The 15,732-nt window shown below is 67.0% G+C and carries 15 protein-coding genes and 1 pseudogene; 6 read left to right on the top strand and 10 right to left on the bottom strand.

Annotated features, from left to right (window positions below; genetic code table 11):
- Positions 1-2 precede the first annotated feature (2 nt).
- Positions 3-971 carry a DMT family transporter gene (locus tag ASD71_RS22185; RefSeq protein WP_056570563.1) on the top strand — a complete coding sequence of 323 codons (969 nt, stop codon included), beginning with the start codon at positions 3-5 and terminating at the stop codon, positions 969-971.
- A 117-nt stretch (positions 972-1,088) separates the two neighbouring features.
- Positions 1,089-2,453, top strand: coding sequence for a carotenoid oxygenase family protein (locus tag ASD71_RS22180; protein ID WP_056569859.1), 1,365 nt, complete (start codon positions 1,089-1,091; stop codon positions 2,451-2,453).
- On the opposite strand, the gene ASD71_RS22175 is transcribed toward ASD71_RS22180, so the two are convergent.
- Both ASD71_RS22175 and ASD71_RS22170 read right to left on the bottom strand, forming a co-directional pair.
- Entirely contained in the window at positions 2,438-3,322 is an 885-nt protein-coding gene (locus ASD71_RS22175) for a DMT family transporter (protein ID WP_056569858.1), read from the bottom strand. The two genes, ASD71_RS22180 and ASD71_RS22175, sit on opposite strands and share 16 nt — an antisense overlap.
- Complete coding sequence (locus ASD71_RS22170) at positions 3,313-4,065, bottom strand: GNAT family N-acetyltransferase (protein ID WP_056569856.1); 753 nt, start codon at positions 4,063-4,065, stop codon at positions 3,313-3,315. The genes ASD71_RS22175 and ASD71_RS22170 overlap by 10 nt, the downstream gene beginning before the upstream one ends.
- A gap of 127 nt (positions 4,066-4,192) precedes the next feature.
- Here ASD71_RS22170 and ASD71_RS22165 point away from each other — a divergent pair.
- Positions 4,193-5,634: pseudogene (locus tag ASD71_RS22165) on the top strand (PLP-dependent aminotransferase family protein).
- Positions 5,635-5,640: 6 nt separating this feature from the next.
- Here the strand turns inward: ASD71_RS22165 and ASD71_RS22160 are convergent.
- Positions 5,641-5,937 (bottom strand): hypothetical protein, encoded by a 297-nt coding sequence (locus ASD71_RS22160; RefSeq protein ID WP_056569854.1) that lies wholly within the window; start codon positions 5,935-5,937, stop codon positions 5,641-5,643.
- Positions 5,937-6,569, bottom strand: coding sequence for a LysE family translocator (locus tag ASD71_RS22155; RefSeq protein WP_056569853.1), 633 nt, complete (start codon positions 6,567-6,569; stop codon positions 5,937-5,939). Before ASD71_RS22155 ends, ASD71_RS22160 begins: the two co-directional genes overlap by 1 nt.
- 152 nt (positions 6,570-6,721) lie before the next feature.
- On the opposite strand from ASD71_RS22155, the gene ASD71_RS22150 reads away from it, so the two are divergent.
- The gene (locus ASD71_RS22150) at positions 6,722-7,543 is read left to right on the top strand and encodes a DUF72 domain-containing protein (protein ID WP_082579021.1); all 822 of its coding nucleotides are present in this window, start codon (positions 6,722-6,724) and stop codon (positions 7,541-7,543) included.
- Positions 7,544-7,555: 12 nt separating this feature from the next.
- Here ASD71_RS22150 and gorA read toward each other — a convergent pair whose 3' ends face one another.
- A complete protein-coding gene (gene gorA / locus ASD71_RS22145; protein ID WP_056569849.1) occupies positions 7,556-8,914 on the bottom strand; it encodes a glutathione-disulfide reductase in 1,359 nt (452 codons plus the stop codon).
- Positions 8,915-9,136: 222 nt separating this feature from the next.
- On the opposite strand from gorA, the gene ASD71_RS22140 reads away from it, so the two are divergent.
- Entirely contained in the window at positions 9,137-9,760 is a 624-nt protein-coding gene (locus ASD71_RS22140; protein WP_056569847.1) for a LysE family translocator, read from the top strand.
- 58 nt (positions 9,761-9,818) lie between these two features.
- Here the strand turns inward: ASD71_RS22140 and ASD71_RS22135 are convergent, their stop codons facing one another.
- The 3 genes from ASD71_RS22135 to ASD71_RS28435 form a co-directional block, all read right to left on the bottom strand.
- Positions 9,819-10,145, bottom strand: a complete 327-nt coding sequence (locus tag ASD71_RS22135; RefSeq protein WP_056569845.1) for a cytochrome c5 family protein — start codon at positions 10,143-10,145, stop codon at positions 9,819-9,821.
- A gap of 72 nt (positions 10,146-10,217) precedes the next feature.
- Positions 10,218-11,300, bottom strand: coding sequence for a copper-containing nitrite reductase (gene nirK / locus ASD71_RS22130; protein ID WP_056569843.1), 1,083 nt, complete (start codon positions 11,298-11,300; stop codon positions 10,218-10,220).
- A 204-nt stretch (positions 11,301-11,504) separates the two neighbouring features.
- On the bottom strand, positions 11,505-11,663 hold the full coding sequence (locus tag ASD71_RS28435; protein ID WP_235512321.1) for a hypothetical protein: 159 nt from the start codon (positions 11,661-11,663) through the stop codon (positions 11,505-11,507).
- Between ASD71_RS28435 and ASD71_RS22125 the strand changes: the two genes are divergently transcribed.
- Positions 11,652-12,317 carry a Crp/Fnr family transcriptional regulator gene (locus tag ASD71_RS22125; protein ID WP_235512311.1) on the top strand — a complete coding sequence of 222 codons (666 nt, stop codon included), beginning with the start codon at positions 11,652-11,654 and terminating at the stop codon, positions 12,315-12,317. The two genes, ASD71_RS28435 and ASD71_RS22125, sit on opposite strands and share 12 nt — an antisense overlap.
- Before the next feature lie 22 nt (positions 12,318-12,339).
- Here ASD71_RS22125 and ASD71_RS22120 read toward each other — a convergent pair whose 3' ends face one another.
- Positions 12,340-13,176: an SUMF1/EgtB/PvdO family nonheme iron enzyme gene (locus ASD71_RS22120; RefSeq protein WP_056569842.1), complete on the bottom strand. Its 837-nt coding sequence runs from the start codon at positions 13,174-13,176 to the stop codon at positions 12,340-12,342.
- Between the two features lie 111 nt (positions 13,177-13,287).
- On the bottom strand, positions 13,288-15,573 hold the full coding sequence (locus ASD71_RS22115) for a nitric-oxide reductase large subunit (protein WP_056569841.1): 2,286 nt from the start codon (positions 15,571-15,573) through the stop codon (positions 13,288-13,290).
- Positions 15,574-15,732 lie beyond the last annotated feature (159 nt).

The raw sequence follows: 15,732 nt of genomic DNA, 5'->3' as shown, positions 1-15,732 counted from the left end.
GCATCGCCGCCGCCAAACCTCTGCGTCTGCCGCTGGACACGCTGGCCACCGGCGCCATGCTGGCGCTATGCGTGTGCTGGGGCTTCCAGCAGATCGCCATCAAGCTGGTCGCGGACGATATCGCGCCCATCATGCAGATCGGGCTGCGTTCTACCTTCGCGGCGCTGGTGCTGGCCGCGGTCGTGTGGCGCAGCGAGGGGCTGCGGGCATTCACCGACGGCACGTTCCTGCCCGGCCTGATCGTGGGCCTGCTGTTTGCCGGCGAGTTCCTCTTCGTCGCACAAGGGCTGGTCTACACCACGGCCTCGCACATGTCGGTGTTCCTGTACACGGCGCCCATTTTCGCGGCGCTGGGCCTGCACTGGCTGTTGCCCGAAGAACGCCTGAAGCCGCTGCAATGGGCAGGCGTGGCGCTGGCCTTCTGCGGCATCGCGGTCGCGTTCCTGGTCAAGGGCGGCCAGCCGTTGGCGCACGACGGCGCGCGCAACATGCTGCTGGGCGACGCGATGGGGTTGCTGGCCGGGCTGCTATGGGGCGCAACGACGGTGGCGATCCGCAAGACATCGCTGTCCGAAGCCGCGCCGGCCAAGACGCTTTTCTATCAGATGGCCGTGGCCTCGGTGGGCCTGCTGGCCTTCGCGGCCGCCACCGGCCATCAGGGCATCCGCTACACCCAGGCGGCCGTGCTCAGCGTCGCGTTCCAGTCGGTCGTCGTCGCGCTGACCAGCTATCTGGTCTGGTTCTGGCTGCTGCGCCGGTATCTGGCGTCCCGCCTGTCCATCCTGTCGTTCATGACGCCGCTATTTGGCGTCAGCTTCGGCGTGCTGATTCTTGATGAACCGCTGGATGCGGGCTTCGTGATCGGCGCGGTGATGGTGCTGGCCGGAATCACCCTGGTCAGCGGCGCCGAAATGGTGCGGGAACGGCTGCGCAAGCGTCAGGCGCGGCGCGGCGGTCCTCATCATGGTTAACTCGCCTTTTTCAGGACGGCCCGGGCGGATATAACGGACTTTTGCCGCCGCCTGCCTGCCGGATCTATGTGCAGGCCGTCGTTTCCACCCGGCGCGCGGCCTCGGCCCGGAGGTCACATGCAACCCTGGCACAGCGACAACCCCGCCCTGTCCCGCGCATTCGCGCCGGTCTTTGACGAACGCGACGACGCCGATCTGCCCGTGGAAGGCACCCTGCCCCCCGGCCTGTCCGGCGTCTTCATGCGCAACGGACCCAATCCGCAATTCGAACCTGGCCCCGGCTACGCCTATCCCTTCGACGGCACGGGCATGGTCCACGCGCTCTACCTGGACGGCGGCCGCGCGCGCTACCGCAACCGCTGGGTGCTGACCGCAGAACTGCAGGAAGAGCAGGCCGCCGGCCACCGCATTTACAACCCGACGTTCGGTCCGCCGCCGTATGCCAACCTGGCCAACACAAACGTGCTGCGCCACGCCGGCCGCATCCACGCGCTGTATGAAGGCGGCTGCCCGTACGAACTGGATGACGCGCTGGGCACGGTGGGCGCCAACACGTTCCAGGGCAAGCTCACGGGCGCGTTCTCCGCGCATCCCAAGGTCGATCCGCTGACCGGGGAAATGCTGGCGATCAATTACGACCTCATGGCGGGCACGCTTGAGTACATGCGGTTGGACGCCGCCGGCCGGGTGGACCGGCAGGTGGCGTTTGCATCACCCTGGCCGGCGCTGGTCCACGACATCGGCCTGACCGCCACCCACGTGGTGGCGTTTGTGTGCCCCCTGGTGTTCGACTTCAGCCGCGGACCGGCGGCGCCCGCCTGGGAGCCGCAACGCGGCACGCAGGTGCTGCTGGTGCCGCGCGACTGTACCGACGCGGCGCAGATCCGGTGGATCGAAGCCGCCCCCTTCTTCAATTGGCACGTCGCCAATGCCTACGCGGACGGCGACGTGATCGAGGCGGTGCTGCCCTGGCACGATGGCTACGGGCCCACGTCCCGCAAGCGGCTTGAAATGCACCGGCTGCGCATCGATATGGCAAGCGGACGCGTGGACGACGAGACGCTGGACGACCAGCCCTGTGAGTTCGGCCGGGTCAACGACGCGTGGCTGGGCCGGCGCACGCGGTTCTGTTATGCCGGGCTGCGAGATCCGCGTCCGGGCGAAACGCCGCAGCCTGGCGCCTTCGAGGCCTTTGCACGCTACGACGTGCAGACGAACGAGAAGACCGTGTACCGCCTGCCCGCCGGGCAGACCGCATGCGAACCGGTGTTCGCCGCCGATCCCGCCGGCGCGGGTGAAGCGGACGGCTACATCCTGAGCTTCGTGCACGCGGAAGACGACGCCGGCGGCCGGTTCATCGTGCTGGACGCGCGCGATCTGGCCGCCGGGCCGCTTGCTCAGGTGCGCCTGCCGCGCCGCGTACCGGCCGGGCTTCACGGCTCGTGGCTGCCGTCGGCGGCGGCCGCTCAGGATCGCCGCTGACCCAGGTTCAGAACGATCAGCCCCGCTCCGGCCATGACGAAGGCGAAGCCCCACCAGTCCGCCGGGGCCGGCCGGTCGCCCACCAGCGCCATCGCACCCAGCACGCCCACGACCGGCACCATCAGCGTGGTCAGCGCGGCGACGGTGGCGCTGACGCGTTCGCTCAGCACGAACCACAACCAATACGCGACAGCAGTGCCCAGGATGATGTGAAACGAGAGCGCCCCCGCGACGCTGGCGGTCCAACCGTGCGTGGGAAAGGATTCACCGGCGATCAGCGCGCCAGCCAAGGCGCAGGTAGCGCCGACGACAAGCTGCCAGGCCGTGATCACGATGCGGTTGCCCGCGACGGGCCAGCGCTTCAGATACACGGTGCCGGCCGCCCACCCGAAGGCCGCCACCAGCGGAAACACCAGCCCCTTCGCAGCGGCCACGTCGTTGCCGCCGAATACCGCCTGCAGCACCGGCCAGGCCAGCACGGCGACGCCGCACGCGCCCAGCAGCAGCGCCAGGCCGCGGCGGCGGTCCAGGCGTTCGCCCAGCACCAGCCACGCCAGCAGCGCCGACATCATCGGCATGGTGAAAGTCAGCACCGCCGCGCGCGATGTGCTGGTGCTGAGCTGCGCCCAGGCCACGGCCAGATTGAAGACGGCCACGGCCAGCACGCCGCCCACCGCAATGCCCGGCCACGCGCTGCGCGGCGGCAAGAGCGGCAGCCGCTTGGCGCCCGCCAGCAGCAACAGCAGCAGCGCGCCGCTGCCCAAGCCAAGCACGCGCAAGGTGAACGGCGGGAAGATCGACAGAATGATCTTCACCGCCGGCCAGTTCAGGCCCCAGAACAGGGCCAATGCCACCGGAATCAGGCGCACGCCGCGTGGTCTCCCCCGGCGTTGCCACCGCGCTCGGCGGCGATCAGCGCCGCCAGCCCCTGGCGCTGGTTGCCTTCGGCATCGAAGTTGTCCGGGCTGAGCCAGCGCTCGTAGGCGACGCGCAGCGCGGGCCATTCGCTGTCGATGATCGAGAACCACGCCGTGTCGCGGCTGCGGCCCTTGTAGACCGTGGCCTGCCGGAAGATGCCCTCAAAGGTGAAGCCCAGGCGCAGCGCGGCGGCGCGCGACGGCGCGTTCAGGCTGTCGCACTTCCATTCGTAGCGGCGGTAGCCCAGCTCGTCGAAGGCGCGGCGCATCAGCAGGAACTGCGCCTCGGTGGCGATGCGGGTGCGCTTGAGCTGACGCGAATAGGACACGAAGCCGACCTCGATGACGCCGTTGGGCGGGTCGATGCGCATCAGCGCCAGCGTGCCGACGGCCCGGCCAGTCGCGAGATCGATGATGGCGTGGTGCATCGGGTCGGGGCTGGTCTGCGCGTTGGCGGCGAACGTCCGGTAGGCCGCCTCGTCGGCAAACGGCCCGACGCCCATGTAGGTCCAGTCGCTGTCGTCGGGCGCCTGGCTGAACGCCTGGTACAGGTCTGCCGCGTGGCGCTCGGCCGACAGCGGCTCCAGGCGGCAGTAACGGCCAATGGCGGGCTCGGCCGGCGGACGCGGACGAGTGGTCCAGCCGGGCAGCGCCGGGCCGATGGGTTGCTGAAAATCATTGGTGCGGGGTTGCATGCGAGCGGTGCCTCGGGAGTCAGTTCAGGGCGCGCCGCCGACGGTGGCGGGCGCAACACCCAGGGCCTCACGATATCGGAACCGTGGCATCATAAAAAGCGCCACGAACCTTGAACTTAATAGGGCCATGACAGAGACTTCCTTGCGCGATGCCGCCAATGCCCCGCTATTGTCCAGTCCGCTCGCGCGCGGCCCCGGTTCGCTGCCGCGCCAGCGTCAGCTTATCCAGCGTCTCAAGCAGGCCATTCTTGCCGGCCAGCTTCCCGCGGGCGGCAAGCTGCCGTCGTCCCGCGCGCTGTCCGAGGAACTGGATATCTCGCGCAATACGGTGCTGATCGCCTACGAGCAATTGACGGCCGAAGGCTACGTGATTGCCGACCGCCAGGGCACTCGCGTGGCGCCGCTGTCGGCCGCCGCCCGCAGCGCCGCGCGCGAGGCGGCTCCCCTTCCCGCACAGCCGCCGGCCACGGCGCAGCGCCTGACCCGCATCGTCTCCACGCGCTATACCCACGACGGCTCCCTGCCGATGACGCCGGGCACGCCCGCGCTGACACAGTTTCCCCTTAACGCGTGGCGCCGCGCGCAGGACCGCGCCCTGCAGGCGGCGCCCGCCACCGCGCTGGGCTACGGCCATCCGGCGGGCGAGCCCGCCTTGCGCGAGGCCATCGCCCAATACCTGCGCGTGTCGCGCGGGGTGCATTGCGACGCCTCGCGCATCGTCATCACCGAAGGTGCGCAGGGCGGACTGGCGTTGTGCGTGCAATTGCTGACCAATCCCGGCGACACCGCCTGGCTGGAAGACCCGGGTTACCGCGGCGCCAAGGCCGCCTTCCATGCGGGAGACCTGAACGTCGTGGCCATGCGGGTCGACGCCGACGGCATCGTCATCCCGGAAAGCGCCTGGACCCGCCAGCCGCCCCGCCTGATCCAGACGACGCCGTCGCACCAGTACCCGACCGGCGCGGTGCTGTCGCTGACGAAGACGATTACGACAGCGAATTCCGCCACCAGGGCGAACCGATCGCCGCCATGCAGGGGCTGCTGCCGGACGCGCCGGTGCTGTATGTGGGCACGTTCAGCAAGACCATGTTCCCGGCCCTGCGTCTGGGTTTTCTGGTGCTGCCCGAAGCCATCGCGCACGAGGCCATGCCGTCCATCATCGAGATGCAGCGCGGCGGCCACCGGCTGGAGCAGCTCACCATGGCCGCGTTCATTGAAAACGGTCAGTTCTCACGCCATCTGGGCCGCATGCGGCGCCTGTACCGCGAACGCCAGGCGGCGCTGCGCGAGGCGCTGGCCTTGCATCTGGGCATCGAGCACGAAGTGTTGGGCGGGCACTGCGGCCTGCATCTGACCGTGCGGCTGCCGCCCCCCTACGCCGATACGGCGATCGTGGCCGAGGCGCGCAAGCTGGGCATGAATCCGGGCGCGCTGTCGTCGTTTGCGCTGACGCCGCGCTTTGATGACAACGGCCTGGTGATCGGCTACGGCAACACGGGCGCGGAACGGTTTCCGGCTTTGGTGCGCCGGCTGCGGGACGTGGCGCTGGCGGTGGCGCAGGCGGTTTAGAACGCGCTAGTCGACCAGTCCGCCCAGCACCAGCAGCGTCATGAACAGCCAGAACAGGAAGCCCAGAATGGACCGCCGCAGCAGCGCCTTGATCGCGCCCCACAGGAACATGAGGCCCAGCGCCAGCAGCACCAGATTGAAGATCGACGGGCTCATGCCCATCGCGCCGGCCAGGCCGGCATAGAAATCCGCCAGCGCGCCACCCAACCCGCCCAGCAGCCATTTGATCCCTGCAACGATGGCGCGCAGGCCCTCGCCAAGCATGCCGCCCAGCGTCGCGAAAAATCCGTCTTCGGCCGGCATCAGCGGCGCGTATCCACAAGCATGCGGACGGCCAAGCCGGCCAGCACGGTGCCCATCAGCCAGCGCTGCACCACCATCCACAGCGGACGGCCCGCCAGGAAACCGGCAATGGAGCCGGCCATGATGGCGATCAGGGCATTCACCGACAGGCTGATCACAACTTGCGTCATGCCCAGCGCCAGCGACTGGGTGAAGACGCTGCCGTGGTCGGGCTGGATGAACTGCGGCAGCAACGACACGTACATGACGGCGATCTTGGGATTGAGCAGATTGGTCAAGAGGCCCATCGTGAACAACTGCCGCGGGCTGCTCTTGGGCAGGTCATGCACCTGGAACGGCGAGCGGCCGCCCGGCCGAATGGCCTGCCACGCCATGTACAGCAGATAGAGCGCCCCGCCGATGCGCAGCGCGTCGTAGGCATAGGGCACGGCCATCAGCAACGCGGTGATGCCGAACGCCGCACAGGCGACATAGAAGATGAATCCCACCGCCACGCCGCCCAGTGAAATCAGGCCGGCCTGCGGCCCTTGCGAGATGGAGCGCGACACCAGGTAGATCATGTTGGGCCCGGGTGTGAGCACCATGCCCAGCGCAACCAGGGCGAAAGTCAGCAGATGTGTCAGGTCAGGCATGGGGAGCCGGCGCGCGCCGGTCGAAAGTCGGGACGTGACTGCACACCTTAGCCGAAAACTGTATCGGAACAGCGGAATTTTCGGGCGGGGTTGGCGGCTCGTCGCGCCGGCGATACAGTGGACCGCTCGACCCTTCCCGTGGAGCGCAGCCCATGCCGAAACGTCATCCGTCCCCGGCAGATAGCCCCGCCGCCATCCGCGTTGGCATCGGCGGCTGGACCTTCGAGCCATGGCGCGGCGTCTTCTATCCCGACGACCTGCCCCATGCGCGCGAGCTGGAATACGCCAGCCGGCAGGTCACGGCCATCGAGATCAACGGCACCTATTACGGCACGCAAAAGCCCGCCACCTTCGCCAAGTGGCGCGACGAGACGCCCGGCGATTTCGTGTTTTCGCTGAAGGCGTCGCGGTATTCGACCAACCGGCGCGAGCTGGCGGGCGCCAAGGAGTCGATTGATCGCTTCGTGAACAGCGGCATCGCCGAGCTGGGTCCGAAGCTGGGGCCCATCGTGTGGCAGTTCGCGCCAACCAAACAGTTCGACGCCAAGGATTTTGGCGCCTTCCTGGAATTGCTGCCGGACAAGGTGGACGGTCTGCCGTTGCGGCACGCGCTGGACGTGCGCCATGCCAGTTTCGCCTGCGAGGAATATGTGGCCCTTGCGCGCCGCCATCGCGCGGCGACCGTGTACACCGACAGCGACGAGTTTCCCGCTATCGCCGACCGGACGGCGGACTTCGTCTACGCGCGGCTGATGCGCGCCAGCACGGCCTACAAGGCCGGTTACGCGCCCAAAGCGCTGGACGCCTGGGCGGAGCGGTTGCGGGTCTGGGCACGCGGCGCCGATCCGGATGACCTGCCCCTGGTTGGCAAACCGCTTGCCGGGAAAAAGGCGCAGGACGTCTTCGCGTACTTCATCAATGGCGCAAAAGAACGCGCGCCGGAAGCGGCGCGCGCCATGATCAAACGCCTGTAGCGTCCGGCGGTTTTATTCCGCGACAGGCGTGCGCATCGTCACGAACTCTTCGGCCGCCGTGGGATGGATGCCGATGGTGTCGTCGAACACGGCCTTGGTCGCGCCGGCCTTCAGCGCCACGGCCAGGCCCTGCACGATCTCGCCCGCCTCCGGACCCACCATGTGCACGCCCAGCACGCGATCGGTCTGCGCGTCGACGATCACCTTCATCAGCGTGCGTTCCTGCGATTCGGTCAGCGTCAGCTTCATGGGCCGGAACCGGCTTTCGAAAAGCTGCACCTCGTAGCCCGCTTCGCGCGCTTCTTCGGTGGTCAGGCCGACCGTGCCGATGTTGGGCAGGCTGAACACCGCGGTCGGGATCAGCTTGTAGTCGACCTTGCGGTATTCGTTCGGGCGGAACAGACGGCGTGCCACCGCCATGCCTTCGGCCAGCGCCACGGGCGTCAGCGGCACGCGGCCGATCACGTCGCCGAGGGCCAGGATGGACGGCTCCGCGGTGCGGTATTCGTCATCGACCTCGATGAAGCCGTCTTCGCGCAGCTTCACGCCGGTGTTTTCCAGCCCCAGGTTGTCGAGCATCGGACGACGGCCCGTGGCGTAGAACACGCAATCGGTCTCGATGACGGAACCATCCTTGCAGGTGGCGGCGAGCGATCCGTCCGCGCGCTTGTCGATGCGCGCGACCTCGGTGTTCATGCGCAGGTCGATGCCCTTCTTGACCAATTCATCGCGCAGGTGCTCGCGCACGCCCAGGTCAAAGCCGCGCAGGAACAGCGGGCCGCGATAGGACTGAACTGTCTGCGCGCCCATGCCGTTAAAGATGGACGCGAACTCCACGGCGATATAACCGCCGCCCACGACCAGCACGCGGCGCGGCAGGTCCTTCAGGAAGAAGGCCTCGTTGGAGGTGATGGCGAGTTCCTTGCCCGGAATGTCGGGCACCTGCGGCCAGCCGCCGGTTGCCACCAGGATGTGTTCGGCGCTGTAGGTCTTGCCGTTGATTTCAACCTTGTGCGGATCGACGATGCGCGCGTGGCCTTCCAGCAGCGTCACGCCGCTGTTGACCAGCAGGTTGCGGTAGATGCCGTTCAGGCGTTCGATTTCACGGTTCTTGTTGGCGATCAGCGTGGACCAGTCGAATTTGGGCGCTTCCGCGGACCAGCCGAAGCCGTGCGCCTGCTCGAAGTCTTCGCTGTAGTGCGCGCCGTAAACCAGCAGCTTCTTAGGCACGCAGCCCACATTCACACACGTGCCTCCCAGGTAGCGGCTTTCCGCCACCGCCACACGCGCGCCGAAACTGGCGGAAAAGCGGGCCGCGCGTACGCCGCCCGAGCCCGCGCCGATCACAAACAGGTCAAAGTCAAATGCCATGGAGTTTCCTTCGCGCGGCCTCGCAGCCGGCGTTCACTGTCCGGGAAAGCTGTATTTAACACCACTGCGGGGTGGGCTGCCGGGTGCGCCATGCCGGTTTCGCGGCCGACGGGGCCACGCGGAGGCGGCCGCCTGGCCGGCCCCGGTGTTCACGCCACCACAGTTGAGATACATTGGCCGCAGCCGGCCCCGCGCGCCGGCCCTTCAAACGGAGTTCCTTCCATGTCGCTCGAAACCTGGCTGGCCTTCCTGGGTGCTTCCGCCCTGCTCGTCATGCTGCCCGGCCCCACCATCCTCACCGTCATCAGCTATTCGCTTACGCACGGCAAGCGCGCCCGCCTGCCGTTGGTGCTGGCCGTGGCGCTGGGCGATTCCACCGCCTTGGTGCTGTCGCTGCTGGGCCTGGGCGCGCTGCTGGCCGCGTCCGCGTTCTGGTTCACGGTGGTCAAGACCGTTGGCGGCCTGTACCTGCTGTATCTCGGTTACCGGCTGCTGCGCGCCGGCGTGTCGCCCGCCACGCTGCCCGTCGCAACGGCGGCGGGTTCGCGCTGGAAGCTGTTTGCCAATACATACCTGGTGACCGCACTGAACCCGAAGGGCATGATCTTCTTCGTGGCCTTCCTGCCGCAGTTCATTGATCCGGCGCGAGATGTGACGCAGCAGTTATGGATGTTGTCGGCGACTTTTGTCGCCTGCGCCGGCATCAACGCCGCGGCCTATGCGATCTTTGCCGGGTCGGCCCGGCGCATGCTGGCGTCGCCGCGCGCGCAGCGCGGCTTCAATCTGGGTGGCGGTGCCCTGCTGTCGGCTGCCGGCGTATGGGCCTTGCTGGCCCGCCGCGCGTAGCGCGGCGAAAAGTGCGGCGGGTATCCCACCCGCGTCAGTCCGCGCCACGGGTTGCGCGTTACTTTGCCGCAGCCATCATGTATTCCACTGCGGCACGCAGCGTGGCGTCGTCTGCGGCCGAGCCGCCGCGCGGCGGCATGGCGCCCTTGCCCTTGAGCACGGTGACCATCAGCGCGTCCGTGCCCTGCGCCAGGAACGGCGTCCAGGCCTGCTTGTCGCCCAGTTTGGGCGCATTGGCCACGCCGCTGGCATGGCACACCACACAGGCGGACTTGTAGAGTTTTTCGCCGGCGGGATTGACCGCGGCAATAGTGTCGGCCGCGGCATGCTGCACGGGCAGGCCCGTCAGTGCAAGGGCAAACAAGAATCGAGCAAATTTGGGCATGGCGGGAATTCCAGGCTTGAGGAAGGGAAACAAACCGGCAAGACGCGCGGCGCGCGCCTTGCCGTCCGGCCATTACTGCGGGATGGGGCCCGGCGCCTTGATCTGCTTCATCAGGTCGTCGTTCCACTTGCCCTCGACCTTGATGTGCCCGGCCGCGCCCAGCTCGAAGGCTTCGATCAGGTTGTGGTTCAGGTAGGCATATACGCCGGGCTGCTTGAACGTGTACAGCGCCGCGCCCGCGGAACCGCCGCGGATGAACCAGGTTTCCAGGTCCTTTTCGGGCGGGTTGTTGAACTTGCCGGTTTCCCAGACCCAGTCGCCGTGGCCGCCGATCAGGTGCGGGCGCGTGTCGCGGTTGGCTTGCGAATGGATCAGCAGCACGGTTTCGCCGACCTTGGCCGTGAGCGCGTTGTCGCCGGTCAGCGCGCCGACCTTGCCATTGAAGACGATGTGCGACGGGGTCAGCTTGCGCATGACTTCCACCGTGTCGCCGTAGCTTTCGGCGAGGGTCGCGTAGTCTTTGTACTTGCCGTTGGCGTCCTTGGGGATGTACAGGTCGAACTCGCCGATCGTGTAGGCGCGGTCGTACTTGAGCGGCTTGCCCTGCGGGTCCTTCAGGCCTTCGCGCGGCAGCACCATGATCGTGCCGCTCATGCCGGACACCACGTGCCACGGCACCATGCCTTCAGGCGCACAGTGATAGACGAAGGTCCCGGCGCGGTCGGCCTTGAAACGCAGCGTAGCCTGTTCGCCGGGGTTCACGTTGGTGAGCTTGGCGCCGCCCAGCGCGCCCGTCGCGGCGTGGAAGTCGACGTTGTGCGGCATTGCATTGGTCTTGGGATTGACCAGGGTCAATTCCACGTAGTCGCCCTCGTGCACGACCATCGTGGGGCCGGGCATGGATCCGTTGAAAGTCATGGCCTGCAGCGTGGTGCCCTTGCCGTCGATGACCATCTTCTTTTCTTCGATGGTCATGGTGAATTCGACGACCTTGGGACCCGACTTGGCCACCTGCTCATGCGGGTGAACCATGGGCGGGGCAACCAGCGTGACCTTGGCGCGCGGCAGCGTGTCCGCATTCTGGGCGGAAGCCAGACCGCCTGCCATCGTGAACATCAGGGCGGCGGCAAGCAAGGTGGGGCGCAACGCGTTCATGTGCAACTCCTCTTTCGGTTTCTTCAAAGCCGAGTCTGTCGGCACCTCCATTGAAGAACCGCGAGCGATCGCGTTCTTTGCTGTAGCGCAAATTCGGGATAACCCTGCGGTCGCACGCACGTTGTCAGGGTGCCCCCCCAGGTGTCACCATCGACGCGTGGAAAATTTCTCCACGCCCATAAGCGGACCGCCATGCCATCGCCTTTATGCCATGCCTTGCTCCGAAACCTGGATCTGTTCAGGCCGTTGTCCGATTCGCAGCTTGATGCCGCGCTGAAGGACGCCGTTCCATGCCGACTTGAGGCCGGCGAAGCCGCCTACCGGCAAGGCGCCGAAGGCGCGCATTTTTTCGTGTTGCTGCACGGCTGCCTCAAGGTCACACAAATTACATCGGAAGGCGACCAAGTTGTCGTGAGATATGTCAACCCGGGCGATATGTTTGGCCTGGCATGCGCCATGCGGCAGTCCTGTTACCCCGCCAGCGTGCTGGCCGTGCAGGAAAGCGTGTGCCTGGCGTGGCCGGCGGCAGCCTGGGAAGGATTCATGACCAGCCATCCGCAATTGGGCGCGATTGCGCTGCAGACCATGGGGCAGCGCCTGCAGGATGCGCACGTGCGAATCCAGGAACTATCCACCGACGAGGTCGAACAACGCGTCGCGCGTGCCATCCTGCGGCTGGTGCAGCAATCCGGCCAGCCCACGCATGACGGCATCGGCATCGGCTTTCCGATCACCCGCCAGGACGTCGCCGAAATGACCGGCACCACGTTGCACACCGTCAGCCGGCTGCTTAGCGACTGGAAGCAACGCGGCATCGTCAGCAGCGGCCGCAAGCGCATCGTGCTGCGGTCGCCCGCGGCCCTGGCCCGCCTGTCCGAAAACGCGCAGCCCGCCATGGACTGCGCGTCCTGCCTGTCGTGCCGCAGCGGCTCGCCGGCCACGGGTGCCGAGGCTGGCGATGCCGACCTGAAACGCACCACCGCCGACCGCGCGGCCGCCGAACTGGCCGCGCACTAGTGTTGACGGGGCACGCGCCGCCCTAGCCCTCTTCCAGCACCAGACGCACGCCCAGGTTAGCGGGCGGCACGCCGACCGAACAGGCCCCGCTCTTGGGGTCGCGAATGAAATCGGGCAGATACGCGATGTGCCGCCCCGCCGCGACGCGGATGCCGCAGTTGCGGCTGAGGTCGGCGTCTTCCGGCGACTCCGCCCCCGCCGCGTCCAGCACGCGACGCGAGTGGCAGTCGGAAGTCCAGTCCCACACGCTGCCCGCCATGTCTTTGACGCCCGCCGCATTGGCGCCGTACTGGCCGAACGGCAGCACCGCGGTTTCGGCGCCCTGCCCGCTGCGGCGGCTTTCCTGTTCGTATTCCGCCAGCCAACGCTGCGCGGGGTCGGTGGGATCCTGGCTGTTGTCCTGCAGCGCCGCGGGCGGCGCTTCTTCGCGATAGGCCTCGCCCGCGGCGTAGATCCATTCGGCGTAGCGCGGCAAGCGATAGCGCTGGCCGGTCGACCCCGACAGCCATGCCGCGTAGGCCGAGGCATCGGACCAACTGACGCCCGTGGCGGGCAGATCCGGAGAATTGTCCTTGCGGTGTTCCGCGTCCAGCGGTTTGCAGGCGCTGGCGGCCACGCACGCCGCGTATTCGGCCTGGCTGACTTGCCGTGTCATGATCGCGACGCCGCGTGTATGCCGCGTGGTGACGGGTGCGGGCGTGACGGGATAACCGTTGCGCAAGGCGTCGCCGGGAGGCTGATGGGTGACCTCGCCGGGCGGCAGCCGCGTGAGTTCCGGCAATGCAAAACGGGCCCGGTCTGCGGGCCCGCAAGCGGTCAACAACAAAGAAATGGCGGCGGCGATCGGCAGGAAGCGCATGCGGAGTTTCTCCGAAGCGCCCGCGCCGAACCGGCGCAGGCTTGGCTTCCATTGGACCGGGAGGCGGCCTTCGCAACGTTGCGCTGGCGCAAAGTCGCGAAGGTGCCTGGATCAGCCGCGCGCGGCCTTGGGGGTCAGCCGGGGTTCAACCAGCGCGGGCTTGCTGCTGAGCAGGCCCAGGATCACTTGCATGACCATGGCCAGCGCACCCAGCAGGAACACCACGTCGCCGAACGTGCGGCCCCAGCGCAGGGTCTTGAGCAGGTCCTGCTGCATGAAGGCTTCGCTGCGGGCGTACCACATGCCTTCGCTGACGCTGGCATGGAACTGGATCAGGCCCACCGGCAACAGGCTGGTGAAGATCATCAGCACGAGACCGATATTCATGCCCCAGAACGCCAGCTTCATCAGGCCCGGGTTCAACGCGTACTGCGGACGGATGTAGCGCAGCACCAGCAGCGTGAAGCCCAGCGCCAGGAATCCGTACACCCCGAACAGCGCAGCATGCGCGTGCACCGGCGTGGTGTTCAGGCCCTGGATGTAATACAGCGAGATCGGCGGGTTGATCATGAAACCGAAGACGCCCGCGCCCAGCATGTTCCAGAAGGCCACGGCCACAAAGCACATCAGCGGCCACTTCAGGTTGTCCATCCAGGCGGCGCGCGTCTTCAGGCGCCAGTTTTCCCAGGCTTCGTAGCCCAGCACGATCAGCGGCACCACTTCCAGCGCAGAGAAGCTGGCGCCGACGGCCATCACGGGCGTGGTCGTGCCCGCGAAGTACAGATGGTGGAACGTGCCGGGAATACCGCCCAGCATGAAGAGCGATGCCGAGGCCAGACTGGCGGTCGTTGCCATGCGGCGCGACACCAGACCGAGGGTGGAAAAGATGAAGGCCAGCGCCGTGGTGGCGAACACTTCGAAGAAGCCTTCGACCCACAGGTGGACGATCCACCAGCGCCAGTACTCCATGATCGTCAGGTGGGTGCGTTCTCCGTAGAAGAAACCGGCGCCGTAGAAGAGACCAATGGCGCCGACGGAAGCCGTCAGCAGCGCCAGCAGGTTCTTGTCGCCGCCCGGCGTGCGCAGCGCGGGCACGATGCCGCGCAGCATCAGCACCAGCCAGAAGCAGATGCCCGCAAACTTGCCGATCTGCCACAGGCGGCCCAGGTCGACGTATTCATAGCCTTGGTGACCCAGCCAGAAATTCAGCTCGGGCGGCATGATCTGCGCGATGGCCAGGTAGTTGCCGGTAAACGAGCCGACCACGACCAGCACCAGCGCCCAGAACAGGATGTCGACACCGACCTTCTGGAACTTGGGATCGCGTCCGCCGTTGATCAGCGGGGCAAGGAACAGGCCGGCGGCCAGAAAGCCCGTTGCGATCCAGAACAGGGCGCTCTGGATATGCCAGGTGCGCACCAGCGAATACGGGAACCACTGCGAGACGTCGATGCCATAGAACTTCTGTCCTTCAACGGTGTAGTGCGCGGTGAAACCGCCCAGCAGCACCTGAAAGCCGAACAGCGCCACGACCAGGAACAGGTATTTGCCCAGGGCGCGCTGCGAGGGCGTCAGGGCAAAGGCGGTGAGCGGATCGCGCGCGGGCGCTTGCGGCTCTTCTTCTTCCTGGCCGCGCATGAAGGCCCAGGCCCAGACCAGGAAGCCGATGCCCGCCAGCAGCACGACGACGCTGATGATGGACCACATGACGTTTTCGGCGCTGGGCTGGTTGCCGATCAGCGGTTCGTGCGGCCAGTTGTTGGTGTAGGTGACCGGCATGCCTTCGCGCTCGGTGGCCGCGGCCCAGGCCGTCCAGAAGAAGAAGTGCGTGAGCTGCGTGCGGCGCGTGGCGTCCGGCAGCGTGTTTTCCTTCATGGCGAAGCTTTCGCGGCTGCCTTGCAAGGCGGGCGCGTCGGAGAACAGCTGGTCGTAGTAGGCCGCCGTCTGTTCGATGGCCTTCGCGCGGCGCGGCGTGATGGTCAGCGTGTCGGTCGCGGCGTCGCTGCGATTGGCGCGGTATTCGGCCTTGAGCGCTTCGCGCAGCGCGGCCTGCTGCGGCGCGGGCAGTTGGGCGTAGGCCTGGCCGTGTTCGTCGCGCGCGGCCAGGTCCAGCCAGGCCATCAGTTCGCGGTGCAGCCAGTCGGCCGTCCAGTCGGGCGCCTGGTAAGCGCCGTGGCCCCAGATCGAGCCAAGCTGCATGCCCCCCACGGATTGCCAGGCAGTCTGCCCGTCCAGGATGTCTTCGCGGCCGAACAGCGCGCGGCCGTCGGACGTCACCACCTGCCCGGGAATGGGCGGCGCCTGGCGGTAGACCTCGCCGCCGTAGAAGCCGAGCAGCGCAAATGTGATCGCCACCACGGCGATCAACGTGAACCATAATTTCCGATACGGACCCATGATGGGAACGCCCTCCTGTGTTGCGGTTGGTTGGGTACGTGTCCTCATGCGAAATCCGTGCCAGAAAAAAATCACGCCGAATCAATGCGTTGGAATCCGCGTGGTGTTTTTTACTGTTGGCCGGATGGGTATAAATAACCGCCACGGGGTGAAATTCAC

This window comes from Achromobacter sp. Root565, assembly GCF_001427425.1.
Taxonomy (GTDB): domain Bacteria; phylum Pseudomonadota; class Gammaproteobacteria; order Burkholderiales; family Burkholderiaceae_B; genus Achromobacter; species Achromobacter spanius_D.
Note: the sequence above shows the minus strand (reverse complement) of the source record. Positions and strands in the feature narration are given on the sequence as shown.